Genomic DNA, 20845 nt, shown 5'->3' with positions numbered 1-20845 from the left:
GATATTCGAAGAATCATTTGAGAATGCCCGCATGGCGGCGTGTCCGCCGGGGCGGCGTCTGCCGCGTCGGCATTGTGAGCCATGGAGCTTTCGATGAGTGAACGCAGGGCTGTCACGAAGGTCATCGCCATCCGGTATGCCCGATCGGAGCGGGCGGTGAAGAAGCAGATTCTGGATGAGCTGTGCGCGACGACTGGATGGCACCGTGACCACGTCCGGAAGGCTCTGCGGACGGCGCTGGCCCTGAAGCCTGTGCGGCCGCGGCCTCCGCGGGCGCCGCTGTATGGTGAGCCGGTGATCGAGGCGCTGCGGTTCTGCTGGGCCGTGCAGGGAACGCCCTGCGGCCGGCTCCTCGCAGCAGCGCTGCCGGACCTGGTGCCGCGCCTGCGGCGGTGCAAAGAGCTCAAGATTGATGCCGGCACGGCCGCGCAGCTGCTGAAAATCGCGCCGGCGACCATTGACCGCCGGCTCAAGGCCGACCGGGCGAAACTCGAGCCCCGCGGCAGGTCCCATACCAAACCCGGAACGCTGCTGAAGGACTCGATTCCGATGCGGACCTGGGCCGAGTGGAACGACGCGGTGCCCGGTTTCGTCGAGATCGATCTGGTCGGGCACGAGGGCGGCAACAACCAAGGGGAATTCTGTTTCACCCTTGATATCACCGACATCGCGACCGGCTGGACGGAAACCCGCTCGGTAAAAAACAAGGCCCAGAAATGGGTGTTCGCTGCCATCAAAGACGCCACCGCCTCGTTCCCGTTTCCGGTCCTGGGCATCGACTCGGACAACGGCTCGGAGTTCATCAATTGGGAGCTTTACCGCTGGTGCGAACAGGAGAAACTCACGTTTACCCGGTCCCGGTCCGGGAACAAGAACGACGGCGCCCACGTGGAGCAGAAGAACTGGCACATCGTCCGCCAGACCGTCGGCTACCACCGATACGACACACCCGGCGAGCTGGAACTGCTGAACCGGATCTGGGCGCTGCAAAGACTGCTGACCAACCACTTCGCGCCGCAGCAAAAACTCATCGCGAAAGTCCGGACCGGCGCCAGGGTCAGCAAGAAATACGATCCACCAGCCACCCCATACCAGCGCGTCCTGGCCGACACCGGCACCGTCACTAAGGCCAGCAAAGCCCGGCTGAAACGAGAGAACAGGCCGCTGAACCCCGCCGCCATCCAACGTCAGATCCAAGCATTATGCGCAGCCCTGCTGGCACTGACCACCGCGAAACAAGGTCCAAAAACACGACCTGCTATCCGGGCAAAATCAAATGATTCCACGATGAAAGCTACGCGGGCATCTTGACATGATTCCCCGGGGGGAGGCCTGTCCGAAGAATGAGCTGACGAACGCTCCGGAGTAGATGGCTGCAGCCAGGCCTGCGGCGCCGTAGGCGATCGGCCGGCTGTCAGGGCTAATACGGGCGGGCTTGGGGTGTGTCATTCTGCTCCGATGGTATCCGGCACAATTGCAACACTACCGTTGCAATGACCTCCTAAGAATAGAAGACTGGCCTGTTGAGAATCGGCTCGTTGTTCTGGAGAGCTCGCACCTGGCAAATGACCACCAAAAGCGATCAACGGTTGGCGTGGTCAATCGCCTGGGGACGGTCGCGAATGTGGCCGCGTTTGATTCCAAAAGTACGGTGGCAAACTTTCTAACCTTGGCCCCAGGCCAGCAACGGGACATGGTGACTATCGGATATGCACAGTCGGATTTACCCTTCTGGGCCGCACCGGTAGGCCAAGGCGTTGCGAGCGGAGTTGGTAACAAGAGCCTGTCAATAGGCGTGGGTACGTCGATGGCAGGACGATGGCGTGCGAGATCACATGGCTCGCTGATCCCGGCATCACTCCGGGGGCACTGGCATTCGACCTCGCGTCGCCGGCCTCGCCGAAGGACGTAAGGCCCTGGCAGAATCCAGCATTCGCATAGGCGCTCGTTATCGGCCACCGCCACGTAAATACCCCGTCATCCCGAAACCGAAGCGGCCGTGTAGGTACAGTGAGAAGAAGACCAGATCAATTGACGACTGGCCGCTGCGAAGATTGCAGCTACAACAGTGCGCAGAGCAAACAGATCAGCGTCATCGACGTGGACCTCGGAGGCATCGAAGACGGTCCATCCGGCATCCTCGAGCTTCTTCCTGGCTGCAGGAGATGGCTCGCCCCTCATAAGCAGGAGGCCAGCGGTGATACGGTCGTCCAACTCTCTGGCTGATTCGATAACACCCAGGAGCGCACGAGGCATCTCCGGCCGATAGCGGACTTCCACGAGGACCTTCCAACCGTTTTGGTCCGTCAGCACTGCATCAGAATGCCATTTGCCCACGGTCACCCCAGGGCTCTGGCCCACTCCTTCAGGGAGCGCTTTGGGAAGTAAACCGATGACCTGTTCCTCGAAACCCAGCGCCCGCAAAGCCGGCGCCGCTGCGGCCGGGGCGACCTCCAGCAAGTCTGTAAGTGCGTCCCGCCGCTCCTGCGAGCCTCCGCCTTCAAGGGCCTTCGCTAATGCCCTGCCCGCTGCGTCTGCCTGCCAGTTGATCTCGTTGTCCTGCCATCTGAGGTTTGGGATGCGGCCCACCATGGCAACGAGCATGAACAGCGTGCCGACTACTAAGAGCGCTATAGGACCTGGATCGCGGTTCACTGTATAGACGCCGAGGCCGCCCAGTCCGAGGCCGCCGGCGCCGATCAAGGCAGCAATTACTCGGGTGAAGCGGTTCAATTTGGCGGGAAAATGCTTGGTCGCTGTCCACCTGGGGGAGCTCACGGGAAGATGTAAATTGCCGTTCCCTGGCTCACTTCAACTGCATGGAACCGCTGGTCGGGGTAGTCAGGCATCCTGATCTCAGAGATCGCGGCGTCGATGTCAGGAGTTGACGGTTGGTGATTGGCGGGTGAGGGAGCGCACAGGAAACCCTGAGTGAACGTCGCGTCGTCGTTGACTCGCCGGATCTTGACCGAGTCAACAATGATGCCAGAGCGCTCATCCATTTAGTGCCCCCTTGAAGCTGCAGATGCCCCATGAATTGCGGGTGATGTCAGTAGTCATTTTCCAGCCGGAATTCCCCGGTGGGCAGCGGGCGCTTTAGCGGCTTAGCTGAGGGAGTCGTCCTCCTTCTTCATGAAGTAGTCCACACCGGTGTACCCACCATCGGCGACGATAGATGCCCCCGAGATAAACGATGCTTCGGTGCTGAGGAGAAAGGCCACGACCTTAGCTATGTCACTCGGACTCCCATTGCGTCCCAACGGAGTAAGGCTTGCTGCTTCGTAGGATTCCGTCAATAGGCCGGAATCGACCCAGCCCGGGGTTACAGCGTTGACGCGGACTCCCTTTGGGCCAAGCACGTTCGCGAGGCTTCGAGTAACTGAAATGAGAGCCGCTTTGATGGCCGAGTAGGCGATGCCTCGGAAGGAACCGACGTAAGCGTCCGTGCTGGCGATGTTGACAATGCTCCCGCCGGGGGACATGTAAGGGCCGATCGCCTGGGCAAGGATGAGCGGTGCCGTTACATTGACCTGAAAAGCTCTATCCCATGCATCAAGAGTCATTTCCTCGAAAGGTTGCTTCTCCAGGATCCCGGCATTGTTGACCAGCCCAACGAAGGAAAACTCATCCCGAACCCGGCGGGCAAAGTCCAGCGATCCAGATCTGTCTGTGAGATCCAGCTGACGTATCTCCACGCCGTGCGTGCGCGCCAGCTCCCTGGCTTCATCGAGACCAGTGTTGTAAGTAGCAACTACAGTCCAGCCACTCTCCGCTAACCGTTCGGCGATTGACCGGCCGATCCCTCGCGCTCCTCCAGTAACCAGGGCGGTATGTTCGCCTGTCATCGTGATGCCTCCGTGGGATCTCAAGTTGGGACGGATACACATACTGTCGGTCACTCCACAACGGGGCGCCAGCCGTTGTAGGGTTCCTGGCTGCCCAATCGGTCGAGCGGGGCTGCAGTCGCGCGGACGGCTGGGCCGCCGTCGTCGTCCCCTGCCGCCGTCACCGCCTCCTCGGAGGCGAGGGGCCATCATCGTGGTTGAACGAGTACGAGCCCCGTCCTTCGGGACGGGGCTCGTACTCGTTTTTGTGTTGGTCGTGTCGTTGGCGAGCCGAGGACAGATCCTCGTGCGCGCCCGCCGCCACTAACCGATCGGTGTAGGCGGTCGTTCCCCACCGAGCACGGCGAGCGCGTTGTCGGCGGCGAGCACCGCCATGGCGGTGCGCGTCTCGACGGTGGCCGAGCCGAGGTGCGGCACGAGTGTCACATTCTCCAGATCCAGCAACTCGGGATGGACCTGGGGTTCGTGCTCGAAGACGTCCAGCCCGGCACCCGCGATGACGCCGTCGCGAAGCGCGGCGGCGAGCGCCGCTTCGTCGACGATCGGTCCGCGTGCGGTGTTGACGAGGTATGTCGAGCTCTTCATCGCTGCGAGCTGCTCCGCGCCGATCAGATGGTGCGTGGCTGCTCCGTAAGGGCAGTGCAGCGAAACGACGTCGGAAACAGTCAGCAGCTCGTCGAGATCGACCCGCCGGGCCCCCAGTTCCGCTGCGATCGCGGGGTCGATCTCACTGCGTGACTGGTAGACGATGTCCATGCCGAAGGCCTTTGCCCGCCGAGCCGTTGCCTGGCCGATGCCGCCCATGCCGACGACGCCGAGGGTCTTGCCCTGCAGGCTGCTGCCGAGCAGGAAGAACATGCCCCACTTCCAGGCCTGGCCGGCGCGGATGAGCCGTTCGCCCTCACCGAGCCGGCGAGTTGCCATGAGGATGAGCCCGAACGCGATGTCGGCGGTCGCCTCGGTCAAGACGCCGGGGGTGTTGGTGGCCACGATGCCACGTTCGGTGCATGCTGGCACGTCGATGTTGTCATAGCCGACGGCGACGTTCGCCACGACCTTGAGCTGCGGGCCGGCGGCGTCGAGCAACTCGGCGTCGATGCGCTCGGTGAGCAGGCTCACGACGGCATCGGCGCCGGCTACCCGGCGCAGGAGCTCCTCGCGGCCAATCGACTCCGGACCCTGCCAGGCATCGACCTCGTGCTCGGTGCGGAGCTTCTCGATTGCGGCATCGGGGATACGCCCCGTCACGACGACCCGGCTCATGCCGTCTCGATCCACTCGCGCAGGCGGCCGAGGCCGTCGAGGATGGCTGGCACCTCAATGCCCGAGTAGGCGAGCCGGATGTACTGCCGTTCCTCGCCGGGCAGGCGGCGGCCGAAGTGCTCGCGCGTGCAGAAGGAAACGCCGGTCTTGTACAGGGCATCAGAGGCGAAGTCACCGACTGCCGTATAACCCATACGCTCCATGGCCTCGGTGACGTCGGGGAACAGGTAGAAGGTCGACTGCGGGACGGCGACGTGCATGCCGGGGATGGAATTCACGAGCTCGCATGCGGTGTCCCGACGCTTCTGCAGAACGTCAAGCATCTGCTGCACAGAATCCTGGGGACCGCGGAGTGCTTCGACGCCGGCCCACTGCACGTAGTGCGTCGTGCAGGACTCATCATTGGTGTTAAGCGTGCTGAGCACCTGGGCGATCTCGCGCGGGGCAACGGCGCAGCCGAGGCGTGAGCCGGTCATGGCGAACTTCTTGCTGAACGTGTAGAGGATGACGGTACGCTCGGCCATGCCGGGAATTGATGTAATCGAGCTCGAGACTCCCTCATAGCGAGTCTCGAAGTACGCCTCGTCGGAGAGTACCCAGAGGTCGTGTTCTATCGCGAGCTGTGCGATGGCCTCGCGTTCGGCCGCAGTCGACTCGGCTGAGATGGGGTTCTGCAGGTCGTTGTAGATAATTGCGACCGTGTTCGGGGTGATCGACGAGCGGATCTGCTCGAGGTCGATCGCGAAGCCAGTGCTCGTTGGCACATAGCGATACGGCACGGCCGTGCCGCCGAGGTACTCGATCTGCGATTCATAGATCGGGAAGCCGGGGTTGGGATAGAGCACTTCCTGGCCGGGGTTCATGACCGCCTGCAGGAACTTGGTGATGACGGGCTTGCCGCCGGTCATCACGACCACGTTGTCGGGGGAGAACTCTATACCGCGGCGCGAGCCGATGTCGTCGGCGAGTGCTTCACGAAGCTGTGGAATGCCGGGGCCGGGGCAGTAGCCCGTGTAGCCGTCCGCGATCGCCCTGTTCATCGCTTCCACGATGTTCGGGGCGGTGGGGATGTTGATGTCGCCCAGGTGGAAGGGGTACACCAGGTTCCCCTTCGCCTTCCAGGCGGCCGCGGCTTGCGCGACGCTGAAAGCGGTTTCGGTGCCCAGCCGTTCGAGCCGGTGCGCGAGTTGCTGCATGCTGTTCCACTCCTCATCGAGTTTACGATCGGTTCTCTGCAGTTCCGCTCCCAGTATAGGACTAATATATCAACTCGGGCAATCTAATATTCCTACTAATTCTCAAGGAACCATGGCCGCGAAACGGGGGACCTGTTGAGCGGAAGCATGAAGCAGTGGCTGATCACCTGTCGTCGCCTCAACCGTTCTGACCGGGTTCCGCGTATCCGAGTTGGTCTGAACAGGATTCAGTGAAAAATGCGTGAACCGGCGTTATCCTGAGTTCGCATCGAAGAAGTCAAGGGTTGGAACTCTTGGCTCCCCAGATTCAACTCCTTCCATCCAGGCGTGGCGGGCCGGAAACGGCAGAGAACAACCTGTATCAGTGCGCTGGCCGTGTTGGGCGCATGGCTCTCCGGGGCAATACCAATGATTCAGGTGGCCCGCCCTCTTGCCTGGTTCTGTCGGGACGTTTGTCATCATCATGACGTCAGGTGAGAGTTCTGATGATGAGCGCGGCCCCCGTCAGGCTGAAGGCCGTCCCGGCAAGTACGGCGAACCGAAGATGCTCGGCGGCCGTCCCCTGGCCATTCCCGATGCGCCGTTGTCGTGGGTGGCGGGAGATGAGCGCACCCACGGCGAAGCACGTAACCGCGAGAACCATGCAGGTGGACGCAGCGAAGTGAATGCCAGGTTCCATGTAGGGTCTCCCTTCACGTCCCGGACCGCCCCTGTCGCGTACTGCCCCTGTCGCGTACTGCGTCTGTCGCGTACTGCGTCAGCTTCAGGTCGCAATGTGGGTCTGGTGCTCAGCGCTGCCCACAGTCTTGCCGTCGAGCACCCAAAGCGCCAGACATCAAAGCTGCCGTGCTCCAGCAGCCCCGATTAAATGGGCGTCACTCGCGAGTCAGTCGGCAGCAGATCCACGCAGGGCGGGCGGTGCATGGCGCACGGGGGCGGTGGCCCGCTCATTCCCCGTGAACCAGAGCGGGCCACCTACCGGAGCCGTAGATCTTCGAGACCCGTTACGGCAACGGTAGACGGATGATACAGCCACCTGCTTGGGAATGGCGGAGCGGACCTCAGCGCGGAGCCGCCAACGGCAAGGGCACCCTTTCCACGACGTGCGGCGCAAGCAGCACATGCTGCTCGGGGGCGCTGCCCTCTCCGGGACGCGCCAGTTCGAATGTCAGCAGGCGCACGATGTGCCGGGCAGCGTCCTCCACCGGCTGGGCCACGCTGGAGAGACCCAACGCCGCGGCCACAGGGGTGTCATCAAACCCCACCACTGCAGCCCGGAGTCCGGGGCCGGCGGGCTGCCCGGGAAGGAACTGTTCCGGGCGGAGCTCGCGAAGGATTTCCGCGGCCCCGATGGCCAGCGAATCGCTCGCGCAGACAATCGCCGTCGCGCCTCTGGCGATGAGTTCCCGGCCGCCGGAAATGCCTCCGGCGACAGTGTCGGTGGTTGACGTGCAGAGACCGGAACCATCCTCGCTGAGGCCCAAAGCCCCCATGGCCCGCTCCCACCCGGACTGGCGGTCATCTCCCACCGGGCCGCCGTCCTTCCAGCCCAGGAACGCGATGCGGGTGTGTCCCTGCCCGGCGAGCATGGTGACGGCTTCTGCCGTGCCGGCGGCGCCGTCAATGTCCACCCACGGATGCTGCGCCGAAGCGTCCTCCCAAGGCCGCCCAAAGACCGCGAACGGCGTGCCGTTGTCCTGCAGCCATTTCGTACGGACGTCGTCGCGGCTGCTGGAAGTGAGGATGAAGCCGTCGATTCCCGCGACATGGAGCAGTTCCCCGTACTGGAGGACTTCGTCCTCGTGTGAGTCGGCGCAGAAGAGAGTCAGCCGGTAGCCGGCGCCCTGGGCAGACTTGGTGAGGGCATGCAGAAAGCGGTCGAGGATGGAGCCGTTTATGCCGTCCGTCACCGGCATCAGCCTCATGCCGAGATTCATGGACCGCCGGGTTCGCAATTGCCGGGCTGCTGCGCTGGGCCGGTAGCCGGCGGCCTCGATGGCGCCCCGGACGCGTTCCAGGGTGGCCGGCTTCACCCGGTGCGGGGCATTGAGCACATTGGAGATGGTCTGCCTCGACACGCCCAGCTCAGCGGCAAGGCTTGCGAGGGTGGGCCGGGCCACGAATGCTCCTCAGTGCGGGAAGGATCTGCGGGGCTTTTCCTTCTGACGGTTGTTGTGAGACGATCTTAACGCCAGAAATTTGATCGATCAAATTCTTGCTGAACGTGCTCCGTTGATTTGGCAGCACCATTTTCCGCAGCACTCTTCCGGTCTCCGCCCAACCCAACTTCGAGGAGTTTTCCGTGGCCTCTGAGCAGCCCTACCTGCATAACCTTTCCGGCGTCTTCAGCGCCCCGATCCAGGCATGGGCCGACGCCCATGGGCAGATCCGCGGGGCGGGTGCCCAGGGAATCTACTGCGGTGACGACCGCGTGCTGGACGGGGCTGTGCTGACCGTGGACGGCCGCGAGCCGGAGTGGGTATCAACCCAGCTGCGTTCGTCCAAGGAAACTGACTACATCTACTTCGTGCGCGCTGACGCTGAAGTGGCTGACCCGCTGCTCTCGCTCGTGCGGACCCGCACCGCTGAATCGGGCAGGATCAGACCCGGGGAGGACAGCGAATCCCTAACAGGATGCACCGGCCGCGTGGCAGAGACCCTGACGCTTGAGTCGGCGTTCCGCGAGCCCGTCACCCTCAACGTCCGCCTGACCCTGGCTGCCGACAACACAACCATGGAGCAGATCAAGCAGGGAGAACGCTCCCACCGGCCGGTGGAGCCGGTGGACTGCGCATGGGCCTGGCGTGATGCGGATACCGAACTGCGCCTCACCACGGGGTCCAGCGGCGGGACGGTGCCCGGCTCCGTCGGCTTTAGCGGAACCACGGTCACCATCGACTGGGCGGTGGAGGTGCAGCCAGGAGCCGCCGTCGTCCTCGAGTGGGCCGTGGACCTGACTGACGCCGATTCGCCGATGCTCGCCGGCAACGGCTCGCCCATCGAGGCCCCGGTATGCGCGGATCCGCGCCTCAGGAACCTCCTGCAGCGCTCAACCAGCGATCTCAACAGCCTGCGGCTCGCCCACTCCTCGCACCCGGATGACACTTTCCTCGCCGCCGGTGCGCCGTGGTTCTTCACCATGTTCGGCCGGGATTCCATCATTGCCGCCCGCATGCTGCTTCCGATCAACACGGCCATTGCCCGCGGCACCCTGCGGGCGCTGGCCGGTCGGCAGGGAACCGAAACGGACCACACCACGGCGGTGCAGCCCGGGAAAATCCTGCACGAAGTCCGGCGGACGGTCCTGACGATGGCCGAGAGCGGCCAGGCCTTGCGCCTGCCGCCCGTCTATTACGGCACCATCGACGCCACGCCGCTCTGGATCTGCCTCCTTCACGACGCCTGGAAGGCCGGAATGCCCGACGCCGAGGTGGAGGAGCTGCTTCCCAACCTCCGGGACGCCCTCGAATGGCTTCGGGACCATGGCGACCTGGACGGGGACGGCTTCCTGGAATACCTCGACACCTCCGGGCACGGGCTCGTCAACCAGGGATGGAAGGATTCCGGTGACGCAATCCGGTGGCACGACGGCTCACTGGCAACGGGTCCCATCGCGTTGGCCGAAGTCCAGGCCTATGCCTACGAGGCCGCAACGGTCGGGGCTGAGCTCCTGGATGCGTTCGGCCGCCCCGGCGCCCAGGAATGGCGGGACTACGCGGCAGGAATGGCGGAGAGGTTCCGTTCGCAGTTCTGGTGTGAGGATGAGCTGGGCCCTTATCCCGCGCTGGCGCTCGATGCGGACAAGAAAGCGGTCGACGGCGTCACCTCCAATATGGGGCACCTGCTGGGTACGGGGATCCTCAACGAGGAGGAGCAGGAGATCGTGGTCAGGCGCATCATGGATCCGACGATGTTCTCGGGTTACGGCGTGCGCACGCTGTCCACCACCAACGGCGGCTACTGGCCCACGCGCTACCACGCCGGAGCTGTCTGGAGCCACGATACCGCCCTGATCATCAGCGGCATGCTGGCCGACGGCTTCCCCGATGAGGCCGCACAGCTGGCTTCGGGGCTGCTGAAGGTGGCAGAGGCCAATGAGTGGCGGTTGCCTGAGCTGTTCGGCGGCCACGGCTCGGACACCATGCGTGTTCCGGTACCGTTCCCGGCCAGCTGCCGCCCACAGGCGTGGGCTTCGGCAAGCTCCGTCGTGATCGCCGCCGCCCTGGGTCCAGGGCCGGACGGTTCAGGGCCGGTCGGCGGGACGGCGGGCGTCCGCGAAGGGCTGCTGGTCTCGGCGCGCTGAGCCGGCGCTGACGCAGTCCAACGCCGCCTCAGCAGCCGCTGGTTTGTTCGTCCTGCAGGTGCTCGTCCGATTCGACCCGGCGCAGCACTGTAAGCCTGTCCGCAATCCTGGCGAGGGCGGCGGCTTCCTGCGACGGCGGCACACCGGGCCGTGACGCGGCGTCAAAATCGAGGGGGCTCCGGCTTATGAGAAAGAGCATGACGTCCCGGTCGCGGAGAACGTCCAGCACGTCGAGGAACCGGTGCCGCACCGCGGCGGCACCGGCGGCGGCACCGGCTGGCTCCACGTCCGGGGGCGGGACGCCGTCGACCACCCAGGCGGGAAACATGCCCGCCAGTGTCCCGTAATCGGCCTGCCCGAGCGGACCGGCGCACAGTGCGTCGAACCCCACCCAGAGGAGGTCGGGATCGGCGCTCTTCACCGTCAGGGTGTGTGACGGCAGTTCCAGGACCCGCTGCTGGGAGGGCGCCGGTCGAAAGAGGCCGTAGGCGCCCAACTGCCGGTCGGTGCCCGGCGTGATGATGAGGCCGCGCTCGAACCTGGACATGCCCCTACAGCCAGCCCTTGCGTTTGAAGATGACGTACATCAGGACCGCCGTGCCCGCCATCAGCCCGATGGACATGGGATACCCGAGGGCCCAGTGCAGCTCGGGCATGTGGTCGAAGTTCATCCCGTAGACACCTGCCACGAAGGACGGGGCGAAGAAGATGGCGGCCCAGGAAGAGATTTTCTTGACCTGTTCGTTCTGTTGCGCGCTGGCCTCATTCTGCCGGTTGGCGGTCAGCGTGCCGTCCAGGGTGAGCGCGTTCTGCAGGAGGTCCCGGAAGGAGTTTGCCCGGGATAGGACCCGCTGAACATGGTCCTCCACGTCCCGCAGGCTGTGCTGCAGATCGGTGTCCACCACGTACTTTTCGAAGCCGCGCTTCAGCTGCTGCATCATTCCCGGAAGGGGATGGATGGCACGCTGGAACTGGATGACCTCGCGGGCCAGTTCGTAGATGCGGCGGGACACGGTGGAGTCCCCGGAGAACAGCTGGTCCTCGATCTCGTCGATGTCGTTTTCCAGCCCGGCAACCACCGGCGCGTAGTCATCCACCACCTTGTCCAGCAGGGCATAGAGCACGGCCTCGGGACCGTGGCGAAGCAGGTCGGGCCGCGACTCCAGACGGCGCCGGACCTGCCCCACCCCGGACATCTCGGCGTGCCGCACTGTCACCACGAAGTTCCTGCCCGTGAAGATGTGCAGTTCTCCGAACTCCACGGTCTCGGTGTCGTCGAGGTAGCGGGCAGGCCTGAGCACCGTGAACAGGTTGTCGCCGTAGCGCTCCAGCTTGGGCCGCTGGTGGGCTGAAATGGCGTCCTCGACGGCGAGTTCATGCAGCCCGAATTCCGCCGCCACGGCAGCCATTTCGGGTTCGGTCGGCCGGTAGAGCCCAATCCAGGCCATGCCCCCGTGCTCGGCCAGCGTCTCGAAGGTCTGCTCGAGGTTTCCCGGTTCGGCGCTGCGGATCCCGTCAACGTAGACGGCGTTGTCGATGATGGTCACGGTGCGCGGTTCCCTGCGTGGCCGTTCAGGACATCGCGCCGATGATGACGCCGGCTGCGGTCATGGCGAGCACGTCGTGGCCGGAATCGATCAGGGTCACGGCTGTCCCGCGTCCGGCGAAGCCGTTGTGGATGACATGGCCTCCGGCGCGGAACACCACAGCCAGGACCAGAGCAAACAGGCCGCCGGCCGGCGCGTTGTCGATGCCCAGCCTGGCAATCAGCGCTGCAAGCAGGATGGCCGTCAGCGCGGCGTAGACCATCATGGGCAACCAGATCCCGGCACCGCCCTCCGCGTTTTTCAGGTCCTCCTCCGTTTTGCCGATGGCCTCCATCCAGCGCGTGCCCAGCACCGCCGGAAGGTACCAGACGAAGCCGATGGCCATGCTGGCGATGAAGGCCAGCAGCACGGCGAGCCAGTTGACCTGGGAGATGTACGGGAGCCAATCCATCTTTGAATCCTATTCCCCGCGGGCTGGTGCCTGGACTGCCGCGCCCTGCACCAGCCGGCTGATGAGCGGCTCCGTCCGGTACGGGATGTGGGTGTGGAGCGCAAGCACGGTTTCCGTCCGGATGACTCCCTTGATCCGGAGGATGGAGCGGAGGGCGGCCTGCAGGTTATGCGTATCGGTGGCCACCACCCGGCACCAGACGTCGCCCCGCCCGGAAATCTCGTGCACCTCCAGGACCTGGGGGAGAAGGCGCAAGGCGCCCACGACGCCGTCGAGCTCGCGGTGGGTCACTTCGATCGTCACGAAAGCGACGACGTCGTACCCCACGGACTCCAGGTCGATTTCCCGGCCGCCGTCGCGCAGGACGCCGGAACGCAGCATCCGGCGCATGCGCGACTGCGCGGTGTTCCTGGCGATCCCGAGTTTCTCGCTCAGTTCACCGATCTGGATCCGCGGATCTCGGACCAGTTCCAGCAGGATGCGGAGGTCGGTGGGGTCCAGGCTGTTCAAATGATCACTCCGGTTCACTTCTGGCATCGGGGATTGACTGTTTTGATCAATTTTTCCATGAAACAGAAGCTCCTTAGTCATCCCTGGCCCATTCTGGAGGTATCAATCTTCATCCGCAGCCGAAGCTCCCACAAGGAGCGGGGGCTGCCGGGCAGGCAGGGGTACGGGCATGACCGTCTTCAGCGAACTTCGGATGCGGCCGGCGACGGCCGGCAGGCGCGGTTGGGACGCTTCCAACACCGCGCGGCTGGCCATGGCAGGCGTGGTGATCTTCACGCTACTGGTGGGGGCCAATCTCGCGACGCCCCTGTACCCGTTGTTGCAGGCGGAGCTGGGCCTCACATCCCTTGACGTGTCGCTGGCATTCTCGGCCTATGTCCTGGCGCTCATGTCCACACTGATGGTGGCAGGCCACTGGTCGGACCACATTGGGCGTCGCGCGGCACTGCTCCTGGCCGTGCTGGCGGGCCTGGCGGGCGGTTTCGTCTTCGCCCACGCGGAGAGCCTTGCCGTGCTGTCGGCGGGCCGCGCGCTGCAGGGGATCGCGGTGGCACTGGCCACCGGCGCCAGCTCGGCCGCCCTCCGGGAACTGCTTCCCGAGCGGCCGGAATGGGCCTCGCGCTTCACCCTGCTGGCATCCGCCGGCGGGGTGGCGGCCGGTCCGGCCATCGGGGGAGTGCTTTCGCTGCTGCCCCACCCCACATCCACACCGTACGTCATCCACTCCATGGTCCTGACGGCCCTTCTGGTGCCGCTGTACCTGCTCCGCGCCCGTCCGGCCATCCAGCCGGCCCACGGTCCGCGGCCGCTCAGGGCCCTGGCGCCCCGGCGGCCCTCGGTCTCGCACGCGGCGCGGGGCGCCTTCTGGCTGGCTGCCGCCGTCGGGTTCCTGAGCTTCACCGTCTTTGGTTTCTGCCTGTCCCTGGCTCCGGGCTACTTCGCGCCGATCGTAGGCGTCGATTCCAGGCCGCTCATCGGTGTCCTCGCCGGCCTTACTCTTGCTGCCTCGGCCCTGAGCCAGCTCATCGGTGTCCGCAGCCGGTTTGCCGTTCCCGCCGGGCTGGCGCTGCTCGGCGTCTCTGTGACCCTGATCGCCGCCGCCGCAGCCTGCGCCAGCCCCTGGCTGCTGGTCGCTGCCAGCCTGGCCGCCGGCGTCGGCCAGGGCATCGCGTTCCGCACCGCCTTCAACGACGTGGCCGGCAAGGTGGAAGCCTCCCGCCATGCGCAGATCATCAGCACGGTCTACGTGATCACGTACCTGGGGAGCGCCGTCCCGGTGATCGGACTGGGCTTAGCGGCCGCGGTGTACGGACTGGAGGGGACGGCCACCGGATTCCTCGTGCTTTGTGGCATCGCCACCGGGGCGCTCGCGATGGTGGCGCTGCGCGGGTCGCTGCGGTCCGCCTGAGCGGACCGCCGCCCCGCCATCAGCGGCAGCCAGTCCTGCTCAGTCAGTCCTGTTCGTGCAACGGCCCGTGGTTGCCCGGCATGTGCTCGAACACCAGCGTGGTCTCGGTGTGGCCCACCACCGGGTCCGTCGCCAGATTGTCGAGCACCCAGTCCCGGAGGTCTTCGGTGGTGGCCACCGCGATGTGCAGCAGGTAGTCCACCGAGCCGGAGGTATGGAAAGTGGACAGCACCGCAGGCAGCTTGGGAACGCGGGAAGTGAAGCGGTCGATCTGCTCGCGGTCGTGGGCGCGGAGCCGCACGGCAATGAGCGCCTGCACGGAGCGACCGATGGCCGAGAGGCTCAGTTTGGCCTCGAAACCCTGAATGATGCCGCGCTCGGACAGGGCGCGGGTGCGCATCAGTGCCGTGGAGGGGGCGATGCCAACGAGTTCTGCAAGCTGCTTGTTGGAGATCCGGGCGTCGTCGACGAGCGCCGCCAGCAGCCGCTCGTCGATGGCATCCAGCAGCTCGGCATGTGCCGACGGCCGAATATTCTTCGCGTTGGTGCTCACGGATCCTCCTTGGGGTGTTCTCCATTCATCATAGTCGCGACTTTCCGTCCATAACATTCATATGACCTGTCGATCACCGAATATTTGCCAGATACTTGCGGCGTTCAATGGCGAATAATTCACAAGGAGCATCATGCTTTCTCGAGACTCGGTGGCAGTCCATGCCGGCCGCGACGGGCTCACCGGCCAAGGCGTCCACGCACTGCCCGTCGACCTTTCAACAACGGCACCGCTGCCCTCGGTGGAGGACGGCGGCCTCGCCTACGAGCAGATGGCCACCGGCGGCCCCCGCCTGGAGGGTCAAAGCACCGTTTACCAGCGGCTCTGGAACCCCACCGTGGCGCGGTTCGAAGCCGGCGTCGCGGTGCTGGAAGGGGCGCCGGAGGCCGTGGCCTTCGCTACAGGAATGGCTGCGCTAAGCGCCGTGCTGCTTGCGGCAGTGGCCGGAGGCAAGAAGCATGTCGTGGCGGTCCGGCCGCTCTATGGCGGCAGCGACCACGTGCTGGCGTCGGGGGTGCTGGGAACCGAGGTGACCTTCACGGCTCCGGATGGCGTCCGCGCCGCGCTCCGGCCGGACACGGGACTGGTCGTCGTGGAAACCCCTGCCAACCCCAGCCTGGACCTCGTGGACATCGCCCTTCTCGTGGCGGCCGCGGACGGAGTTCCCGTCCTCGTGGACAACACTTTTGCCACCCCGGTGCTGCAGCGGCCGCTGGACCACGGAGCCGCCCTCGTGCTGCACAGCGCGACCAAGTTCATGGGCGGCCACGGTGACGCGATGGGCGGGGTGGTGGCGGCATCGCCGGAGTGGGCCCTCCGTCTGCGGCAGGTTCGGGCCATTACCGGCGGTATCCTCACGCCCTGGCCGGCCTACCTCCTCCACCGCGGACTTGCCACCCTTCCTGTCCGGGTCCGGGCCCAGCAGTCCACCGCCCACAAGGTGGCCGCCGGACTGGCCGGACACGAACTCGTAAGGACGGTCCGCTACCCGGGCCTTCCGGAATGCGACCCGCACGGGCTGGTCGGCACGCAGATGGCGGGGCCGGGATCCCTGATCGCTTTTGAACTGCGCAGCGCAGAACACGCTGAGCGCGTCCCGGCCGCCGTCCGGATGATCACGCATGCGGTGTCCCTCGGCGGGGTGGACACCCTGATCCAGCATCCTGCCGGCCTCACTCACCGCCCGGTGGCAGCTGAGGCCAAGCCGCATGCCAGCCTCCTCAGGGTTTCAGTGGGGCTGGAAGACGCCACGGACATTCTTGGAGACCTCGTCCAGGCCATCGAGGGGACTCTCTAACCTCGACGGGGAACCTCCGCCCCGGCGGGATGCACGACGGCGGCGATCACCGCCGTCGTGCATCCCAGCACGATCACGGTGACGGCGAGCGCCGTCCAACCCAGCGACTGGAACACCAGGCCGCCCGCCCAGCCGATCACACTGGACCCCAGGTAGTAGGCGAGGTTGTACAGGGACGCGGCCTGTGCCCTCCCCGCGGAGGCGATGGTGCCCGTCCAGCCGGCCCCGATGCTGTGCGCGGCGAAGAACCCGCCCGTAAACACGAGCAGCCCCACCAGGATCAGCGGCAGCAGGTGGGTGAGCGTGAGGGAGAGGCCTGCCGTCATCAGCAGGATGCCCGCCAGCAACACGGTCCGCCGGCCAAACCGCTGGGTCAGGCCGCCTGCCCATCTGGAGGTCACCGTTCCGGACAGATAGGCCAGGAAGGTCAGGCTGATCAGGGTTGCCGGCAGGCTGAACGGTGCGCCGGAGAGCCGGAAGCCGAGGTAGTTGTAAACGGCAACGAAGCCGCCCATGAGGAGGAAGGCCTGGACGTAGAGCGCCAGCAGGCGTGCATTGCGGACATGGCCGCCCAGTGTCCGGAGTGCGCCGCCAAGGCCCGTCGCCGGAGCGGGTTTAAACCCCCGGGCCTTCGGAACCAGCACCAGGAACAACACGGCCGCAAGCGTGGCGAGAACGGAGACGGCGAGGGCGGCGGCACGCCAGCCCCACAGTTCGCCCACCGGCCCGGCCACCAGCCGTCCGGCCAGTCCGCCCAGGGTGGTCCCGGCTACGTAACTGCCGGCGGCCATTGCGGCATGGGCCTTGTTGATCTCCTCGTTCAGGTAGGCGATGGCGATGGCTGGGATGCCGCCCAGTGCCATGCCTTCGAGCATCCTGAGTCCCAGCAGCAAAGGAAACGAGGTGGCGAGCGGAACCAGCAGCCCCAGCACGGTGGCGGCCGAGATGCCCCAGGCCATCGCCCTGACCCGTCCGATCCTGTCGGCCAGGAACGACCACGGGATGACGGTGACGGCGAGTCCCACCGTTGCCAGCGAAATGGTCAGCGCGGCCTCGGCTGCCGTTACCTTGAGTTCCGAGGACATCAGGGGCAGCACAGCCTGGGTGGAGTAGAGCTGAGCAAAAGTCGCCACGCCCGCGAAAGCCAGGCCCGCGAGGATCTTGCCGTAGGCGGCCGAGCCCTTCGCATGGCCCTCCCATCCCGTCTCATCAGGAGGTGCGGAGCAGGGAAGGCCGGGGCTTGGCTGTCTGCGGGAGCCGGGAACGGCGGGCGTTGGCATGCTTTCAGGGTAGGACTGCCGTAATTTAGTATCCAATGCATGATTCAGCAGAGAAGCATGCAGAAATGGATGAAAAGCGTCTGTGTCTGCGACAGCAGGGAATGGCAGGGAATCAATGGACATTGAGCATCGGCAGCTCGTTCAGCTGCTGCCCATCCTGCCGCTGCTCGCTGAGTTGGGGCGCACACAGCACATCACGGAAACTGCCGAACTCCTGGGCGTTCCGCAGTCGACGGTGAGCCGCGCGCTGGCCCGCGCCAGTGCCGTGGTGGGCACGGAACTGCTCATCCGTGAGGGCCGGGGTGTCCGCCTCTCGCCGGCGGCCAAGGCGCTTCTGCCCTACATCGAGTCCGCGCTCGCGGAGTTCAGGGCCGGCCTTGACTTGGTGCGGCATGAATCCGAGGTGGTCCGCGGCCGGATTGCCGTGGCCTTCCAGCACACGTTCGGTGAGGCCACGCTGCCGCTGCTGATCAGCGCCTTCCGGCACCGCCACCCGCAGACCGAGTTCCAGCTCAGCCAGGGAGCGAGGGACACCTGCCTTGCGGAGTTGGCGTCCGGCGCCGCGGACCTTGCCCTGACTGCCCCCGTGGCCACGGCCAGCCGGACAATGGGGTCGGCCGCCCTCTACCGGGAACCACTGCGGCTTGTGGTGCACCACGCACACCGGGTCGCGGGCCGCCGCTCCGCCGCCCTGGTAGACATCAAAGGGGAGCCGTTTGTTGCGCTGGGGCCAGGGTATGGCCTCCGGTCCCTCACCGACGCACTGTTCCGGGAGGCCGGGTTCCGGCCCCGGATCGCCTTTGAGAGCCAGGACTCCCATACGGTACGCGGCCTGGTTTCGGCGGGCCTGGGAGTGAGCATCCTGCCGCCTGGGGCCAGCCCACAGCCGGCAAGTGCCGCGCGCAGCGGGGATCTGGGGTGGGTGGAGGTGCCGCTGGAGTCGGCACTGGCCTATCGGGAGATCGGCCTGGCGTGGCGTGAGCGCAGCGGCCCGGAACCGGAGCCCGTGCGCCACTTCCGGGAACTCGTGCTGGGGGAAGGACCTGCGCTGCTGGCCGGCCTGCTCCGTGCCCGCTCCGGGAGTTGACGGACGGCTCAGCCTCCGGCGAGGAGACTGCCCATCACCTCGGCGACAGGCCCGGTCCGGGCCGACCTCCATCCCGTCCCCGCCCACAGGTTGAGGCGGTCGGCGTCCCCTGCGGCGGCCGCAGCGGCGCGGATGGGCGCCGTGAGGTGGTGGATGGCCGGGTAGCCTTGCGGCGCGTCGTCATGGTCCCGCACGAACCCGTTGACCAGGGCGCGGGCGTAGCGTCCGGTGAAGGCCCGGGTCGGCCGCGTCTCCGTGAACCGGTCTGAGCCCAGGGCATCCTTATGCAGCTGCCGGGCGCCGCTTTCCTCTGTCCGCAGCAGGGCAGTCCCCACCTGTGCCGCCTCGGCGCCGGCAGTGAGCACCGACTGCACCGCGGCTGCGTCGGACAACGCGCCGGCCGCTATCAGCGGAAGGCCGACGGCGGCGCGCACCTCCCGCACCAGCTCCGCCGTCGTGGACGGGGCGCTGGACCGGTCACCGGGCCGGCCGGCGGCCGGCGCTTCAGCGGCCAGGAACGCGCCGCTGTGTGCGCCCGCGCTGCCGTGCTGCACGACGAGGGCGTCCACGCCGCGTTCCGCGGCGAGTCCTGCCTCGGCGCTGTTCGTGACCGTGGCCAGCACCATTGAACCCGCCCGGCGGAGCTTCCCCACCACGTCCGCCCCCGGCACGCCGAAGGTGAAACTGACCAGCTCCACCGGATCGAGCAGGAGTTCCTCAATCTTGCCCTGCCAGGCATCGTCGTCATTCACGGTCAGCGGCGGAACATCGACGCCATAGCGGGACGCGTCCCTGAGCAGGCTCTGGCGATACCGTTCCAGACCGGCCAGGGCCTCGGCGGACGGCTGCAGCTGCCGCATATCCGGCACAAAGACGTTCATGCCGAACCTGATGCCGGCCGCTTTGGCGGCCTGCACCTCATCCCTCATCGCGCCGACGGTCTTATAGCCGGCGGCGAGAAAGCCGAGGCCGCCCGAGTGGTGAACAGCCGCAACGAAGCGGGCGGTCGACGTCCCTCCGGCCATGGGCGCTGCGATGACCGGGGTGCCAAACAGACCTGTGGACATTGCTCGCTCCTTTGATGCACTTCAGTAGTCTGGTGGGGTGACTGACTCTGACAACCTATCCGATGCTCCGGCTGTTCCTGCCGGCAAGGCTGCCCCTTCGCCTCAAACGGACGCCGCCCTTCCCCCGGAGGACGCCCGCCCGGCCGGTGCTGTTCCTGCTGGGGGGACCGTGATCGGCCTGGACATCGGCGGCACCAAGACGCGGGGCGTCCGGTTCGAGAACGGCCGGCCCGTGGCTGACGAAATCGTCGGCAGTTCGAACGTCCAGAACGTCACCCGCGACGAAGCGGTGGCGCATCTGGCGGAACTGTTCGCAAAAATCGGCCAGGGTCCGGTGGCCCACGTCTATGCCGGCGCCGGAGGGATTGATACAGAGGAAGACGCCGCCGCGCTGGCGGCGCTCATCAGGCCCCACGTACCCGGCGCAACGGTCACTGTGGTCCATGATTCGCGCTTGTTGCTGGCGGCCGGTGGCGCGGGCAGCGGCGTGGCTGTCATTGCGGGCACCGGCTCGGCTGCCTGGGGCAGGAATGGGCAGGGGGAAGAAGCCCGGGCCGGCGGTTGGGGCTACCTTCTGGGTGACGAAGGCAGCGGCTATTGGCTGGGGCGGGAGGCCGTCCGCCACAGCCTCCGCCGCATGAACCAGGGGCTGGAGCCCGATGACCTCACCCGTGCCCTGCTGGTCTCCTGCAACATTGACGACCCCAACAAGCTGATCGCCCTGTTCCATTCCCCGAGCACGGGACGGCGATACTGGGCCCAGCAGGCCCGGCTTGTGGTGGAGGCGGCAGACGCCGGCCACCGGGTCAGCCAGGAGCTTCTTGACCAGGCGGGCAAGGATCTGGCCGGCATGGCCGCGCAGGTTCTCCGGCAGCTTGGGCTGGAGGGCCCGGTGATCCTGGGCAGCGGCCTGGGCATGAACGTTGTCCGCCTGCAGGACTCCTTCAGGAACCACCTCGGCGCGGCCGGCGTCACAGACGTGCGGGTCCTTGACCGGGAGCCCGTCTTTGGTGTCCTGCAGCTCGTGGGCGAACAGCA

Annotated in this window: 20 protein-coding genes; 6 read left to right on the top strand and 14 right to left on the bottom strand. The window is 66.0% G+C overall.

What is annotated here, in order from left to right; translation table 11 throughout:
* Window positions 1-93: 93 nt before the first annotated feature.
* Window positions 94-1311 carry an integrase catalytic domain-containing protein gene (locus tag AC6CH3_RS22815; protein WP_498134602.1) on the top strand — a complete coding sequence of 406 codons (1218 nt, stop codon included), beginning with the start codon at window positions 94-96 and terminating at the stop codon, window positions 1309-1311.
* A gap of 666 nt (window positions 1312-1977) precedes the next feature.
* Here the strand turns inward: AC6CH3_RS22815 and AC6CH3_RS22810 are convergent.
* The 7 genes from AC6CH3_RS22810 to AC6CH3_RS22780 form a co-directional block, all read right to left on the bottom strand.
* A complete protein-coding gene (locus AC6CH3_RS22810; RefSeq protein WP_498134601.1) occupies window positions 1978-2778 on the bottom strand; it encodes a hypothetical protein in 801 nt (266 codons plus the stop codon).
* Complete coding sequence (locus AC6CH3_RS22805; RefSeq protein WP_498134600.1) at window positions 2775-3002, bottom strand: hypothetical protein; 228 nt, start codon at window positions 3000-3002, stop codon at window positions 2775-2777. The genes AC6CH3_RS22810 and AC6CH3_RS22805 overlap by 4 nt, the downstream gene beginning before the upstream one ends.
* Window positions 3003-3104: 102 nt before the next feature.
* Window positions 3105-3845, bottom strand: a complete 741-nt coding sequence (locus AC6CH3_RS22800) for an SDR family NAD(P)-dependent oxidoreductase (protein WP_498134599.1) — start codon at window positions 3843-3845, stop codon at window positions 3105-3107.
* 303 nt (window positions 3846-4148) lie between these two features.
* Complete coding sequence (locus AC6CH3_RS22795; protein WP_498134598.1) at window positions 4149-5108, bottom strand: 2-hydroxyacid dehydrogenase; 960 nt, start codon at window positions 5106-5108, stop codon at window positions 4149-4151.
* Window positions 5105-6304 carry a pyridoxal phosphate-dependent aminotransferase gene (locus AC6CH3_RS22790; RefSeq protein ID WP_498134597.1) on the bottom strand — a complete coding sequence of 400 codons (1200 nt, stop codon included), beginning with the start codon at window positions 6302-6304 and terminating at the stop codon, window positions 5105-5107. The genes AC6CH3_RS22795 and AC6CH3_RS22790 overlap by 4 nt, the downstream gene beginning before the upstream one ends.
* A 469-nt stretch (window positions 6305-6773) precedes the next feature.
* Window positions 6774-6983 carry a hypothetical protein gene (locus AC6CH3_RS22785; RefSeq protein ID WP_498134596.1) on the bottom strand — a complete coding sequence of 70 codons (210 nt, stop codon included), beginning with the start codon at window positions 6981-6983 and terminating at the stop codon, window positions 6774-6776.
* Between the two features lie 382 nt (window positions 6984-7365).
* Complete coding sequence (locus AC6CH3_RS22780; RefSeq protein WP_498134595.1) at window positions 7366-8424, bottom strand: LacI family DNA-binding transcriptional regulator; 1059 nt, start codon at window positions 8422-8424, stop codon at window positions 7366-7368.
* Window positions 8425-8606: 182 nt separating this feature from the next.
* Between AC6CH3_RS22780 and AC6CH3_RS22775 the strand changes: the two genes are divergently transcribed.
* Window positions 8607-10607, top strand: a complete 2001-nt coding sequence (locus AC6CH3_RS22775; protein WP_498134594.1) for a glycogen debranching N-terminal domain-containing protein — start codon at window positions 8607-8609, stop codon at window positions 10605-10607.
* 28 nt (window positions 10608-10635) lie between these two features.
* Here AC6CH3_RS22775 and zapE read toward each other — a convergent pair whose 3' ends face one another.
* The 4 genes from zapE to AC6CH3_RS22755 are packed head-to-tail and all read right to left on the bottom strand — an operon-like array spanning window position 10636 to window position 13142.
* Window positions 10636-11154 carry an AFG1/ZapE family ATPase gene (zapE, locus tag AC6CH3_RS22770; protein ID WP_498134593.1) on the bottom strand — a complete coding sequence of 173 codons (519 nt, stop codon included), beginning with the start codon at window positions 11152-11154 and terminating at the stop codon, window positions 10636-10638.
* Window positions 11155-11158: 4 nt separating this feature from the next.
* Window positions 11159-12154, bottom strand: coding sequence for a magnesium/cobalt transporter CorA (gene corA, locus AC6CH3_RS22765; protein ID WP_498134592.1), 996 nt, complete (start codon window positions 12152-12154; stop codon window positions 11159-11161).
* A gap of 25 nt (window positions 12155-12179) precedes the next feature.
* Window positions 12180-12605: a DUF1761 domain-containing protein gene (locus tag AC6CH3_RS22760; RefSeq protein WP_498134591.1), complete on the bottom strand. Its 426-nt coding sequence runs from the start codon at window positions 12603-12605 to the stop codon at window positions 12180-12182.
* 9 nt (window positions 12606-12614) lie between these two features.
* A complete protein-coding gene (locus AC6CH3_RS22755; protein ID WP_498134590.1) occupies window positions 12615-13142 on the bottom strand; it encodes an Lrp/AsnC family transcriptional regulator in 528 nt (175 codons plus the stop codon).
* 142 nt (window positions 13143-13284) lie between these two features.
* Between AC6CH3_RS22755 and AC6CH3_RS22750 the strand changes: the two genes are divergently transcribed.
* On the top strand, window positions 13285-14523 hold the full coding sequence (locus AC6CH3_RS22750; RefSeq protein WP_498134589.1) for an MFS transporter: 1239 nt from the start codon (window positions 13285-13287) through the stop codon (window positions 14521-14523).
* A 43-nt stretch (window positions 14524-14566) separates the two neighbouring features.
* Here the strand turns inward: AC6CH3_RS22750 and AC6CH3_RS22745 are convergent, their stop codons facing one another.
* Window positions 14567-15076, bottom strand: a complete 510-nt coding sequence (locus tag AC6CH3_RS22745; RefSeq protein WP_498134588.1) for an Lrp/AsnC family transcriptional regulator — start codon at window positions 15074-15076, stop codon at window positions 14567-14569.
* A gap of 133 nt (window positions 15077-15209) precedes the next feature.
* Here AC6CH3_RS22745 and AC6CH3_RS22740 point away from each other — a divergent pair, with 133 nt between their 5' ends.
* Window positions 15210-16373: a trans-sulfuration enzyme family protein gene (locus tag AC6CH3_RS22740; protein ID WP_498134587.1), complete on the top strand. Its 1164-nt coding sequence runs from the start codon at window positions 15210-15212 to the stop codon at window positions 16371-16373.
* Here AC6CH3_RS22740 and AC6CH3_RS22735 read toward each other — a convergent pair.
* The gene (locus AC6CH3_RS22735; protein WP_498134586.1) at window positions 16370-17653 is read right to left on the bottom strand and encodes an MFS transporter; all 1284 of its coding nucleotides are present in this window, start codon (window positions 17651-17653) and stop codon (window positions 16370-16372) included. The two genes, AC6CH3_RS22740 and AC6CH3_RS22735, sit on opposite strands and share 4 nt — an antisense overlap.
* Before the next feature lie 115 nt (window positions 17654-17768).
* Between AC6CH3_RS22735 and AC6CH3_RS22730 the strand changes: the two genes are divergently transcribed.
* Window positions 17769-18740 (top strand): LysR family transcriptional regulator, encoded by a 972-nt coding sequence (locus AC6CH3_RS22730; protein WP_498134585.1) that lies wholly within the window; start codon window positions 17769-17771, stop codon window positions 18738-18740.
* Between the two features lie 8 nt (window positions 18741-18748).
* Here AC6CH3_RS22730 and AC6CH3_RS22725 read toward each other — a convergent pair whose 3' ends face one another.
* Window positions 18749-19807, bottom strand: coding sequence for a nitronate monooxygenase (locus AC6CH3_RS22725; RefSeq protein WP_498134584.1), 1059 nt, complete (start codon window positions 19805-19807; stop codon window positions 18749-18751).
* A 37-nt stretch (window positions 19808-19844) separates the two neighbouring features.
* Between AC6CH3_RS22725 and AC6CH3_RS22720 the strand changes: the two genes are divergently transcribed.
* The coding region (locus AC6CH3_RS22720) for an N-acetylglucosamine kinase (protein ID WP_498134583.1) at window positions 19845-20845 on the top strand (1001 nt) is incomplete at its 3' end.

It is taken from the genome of Arthrobacter sp. GQ119, from assembly GCF_059759125.1.
This window is presented reverse-complemented; position numbering and strand designations above follow the sequence as displayed.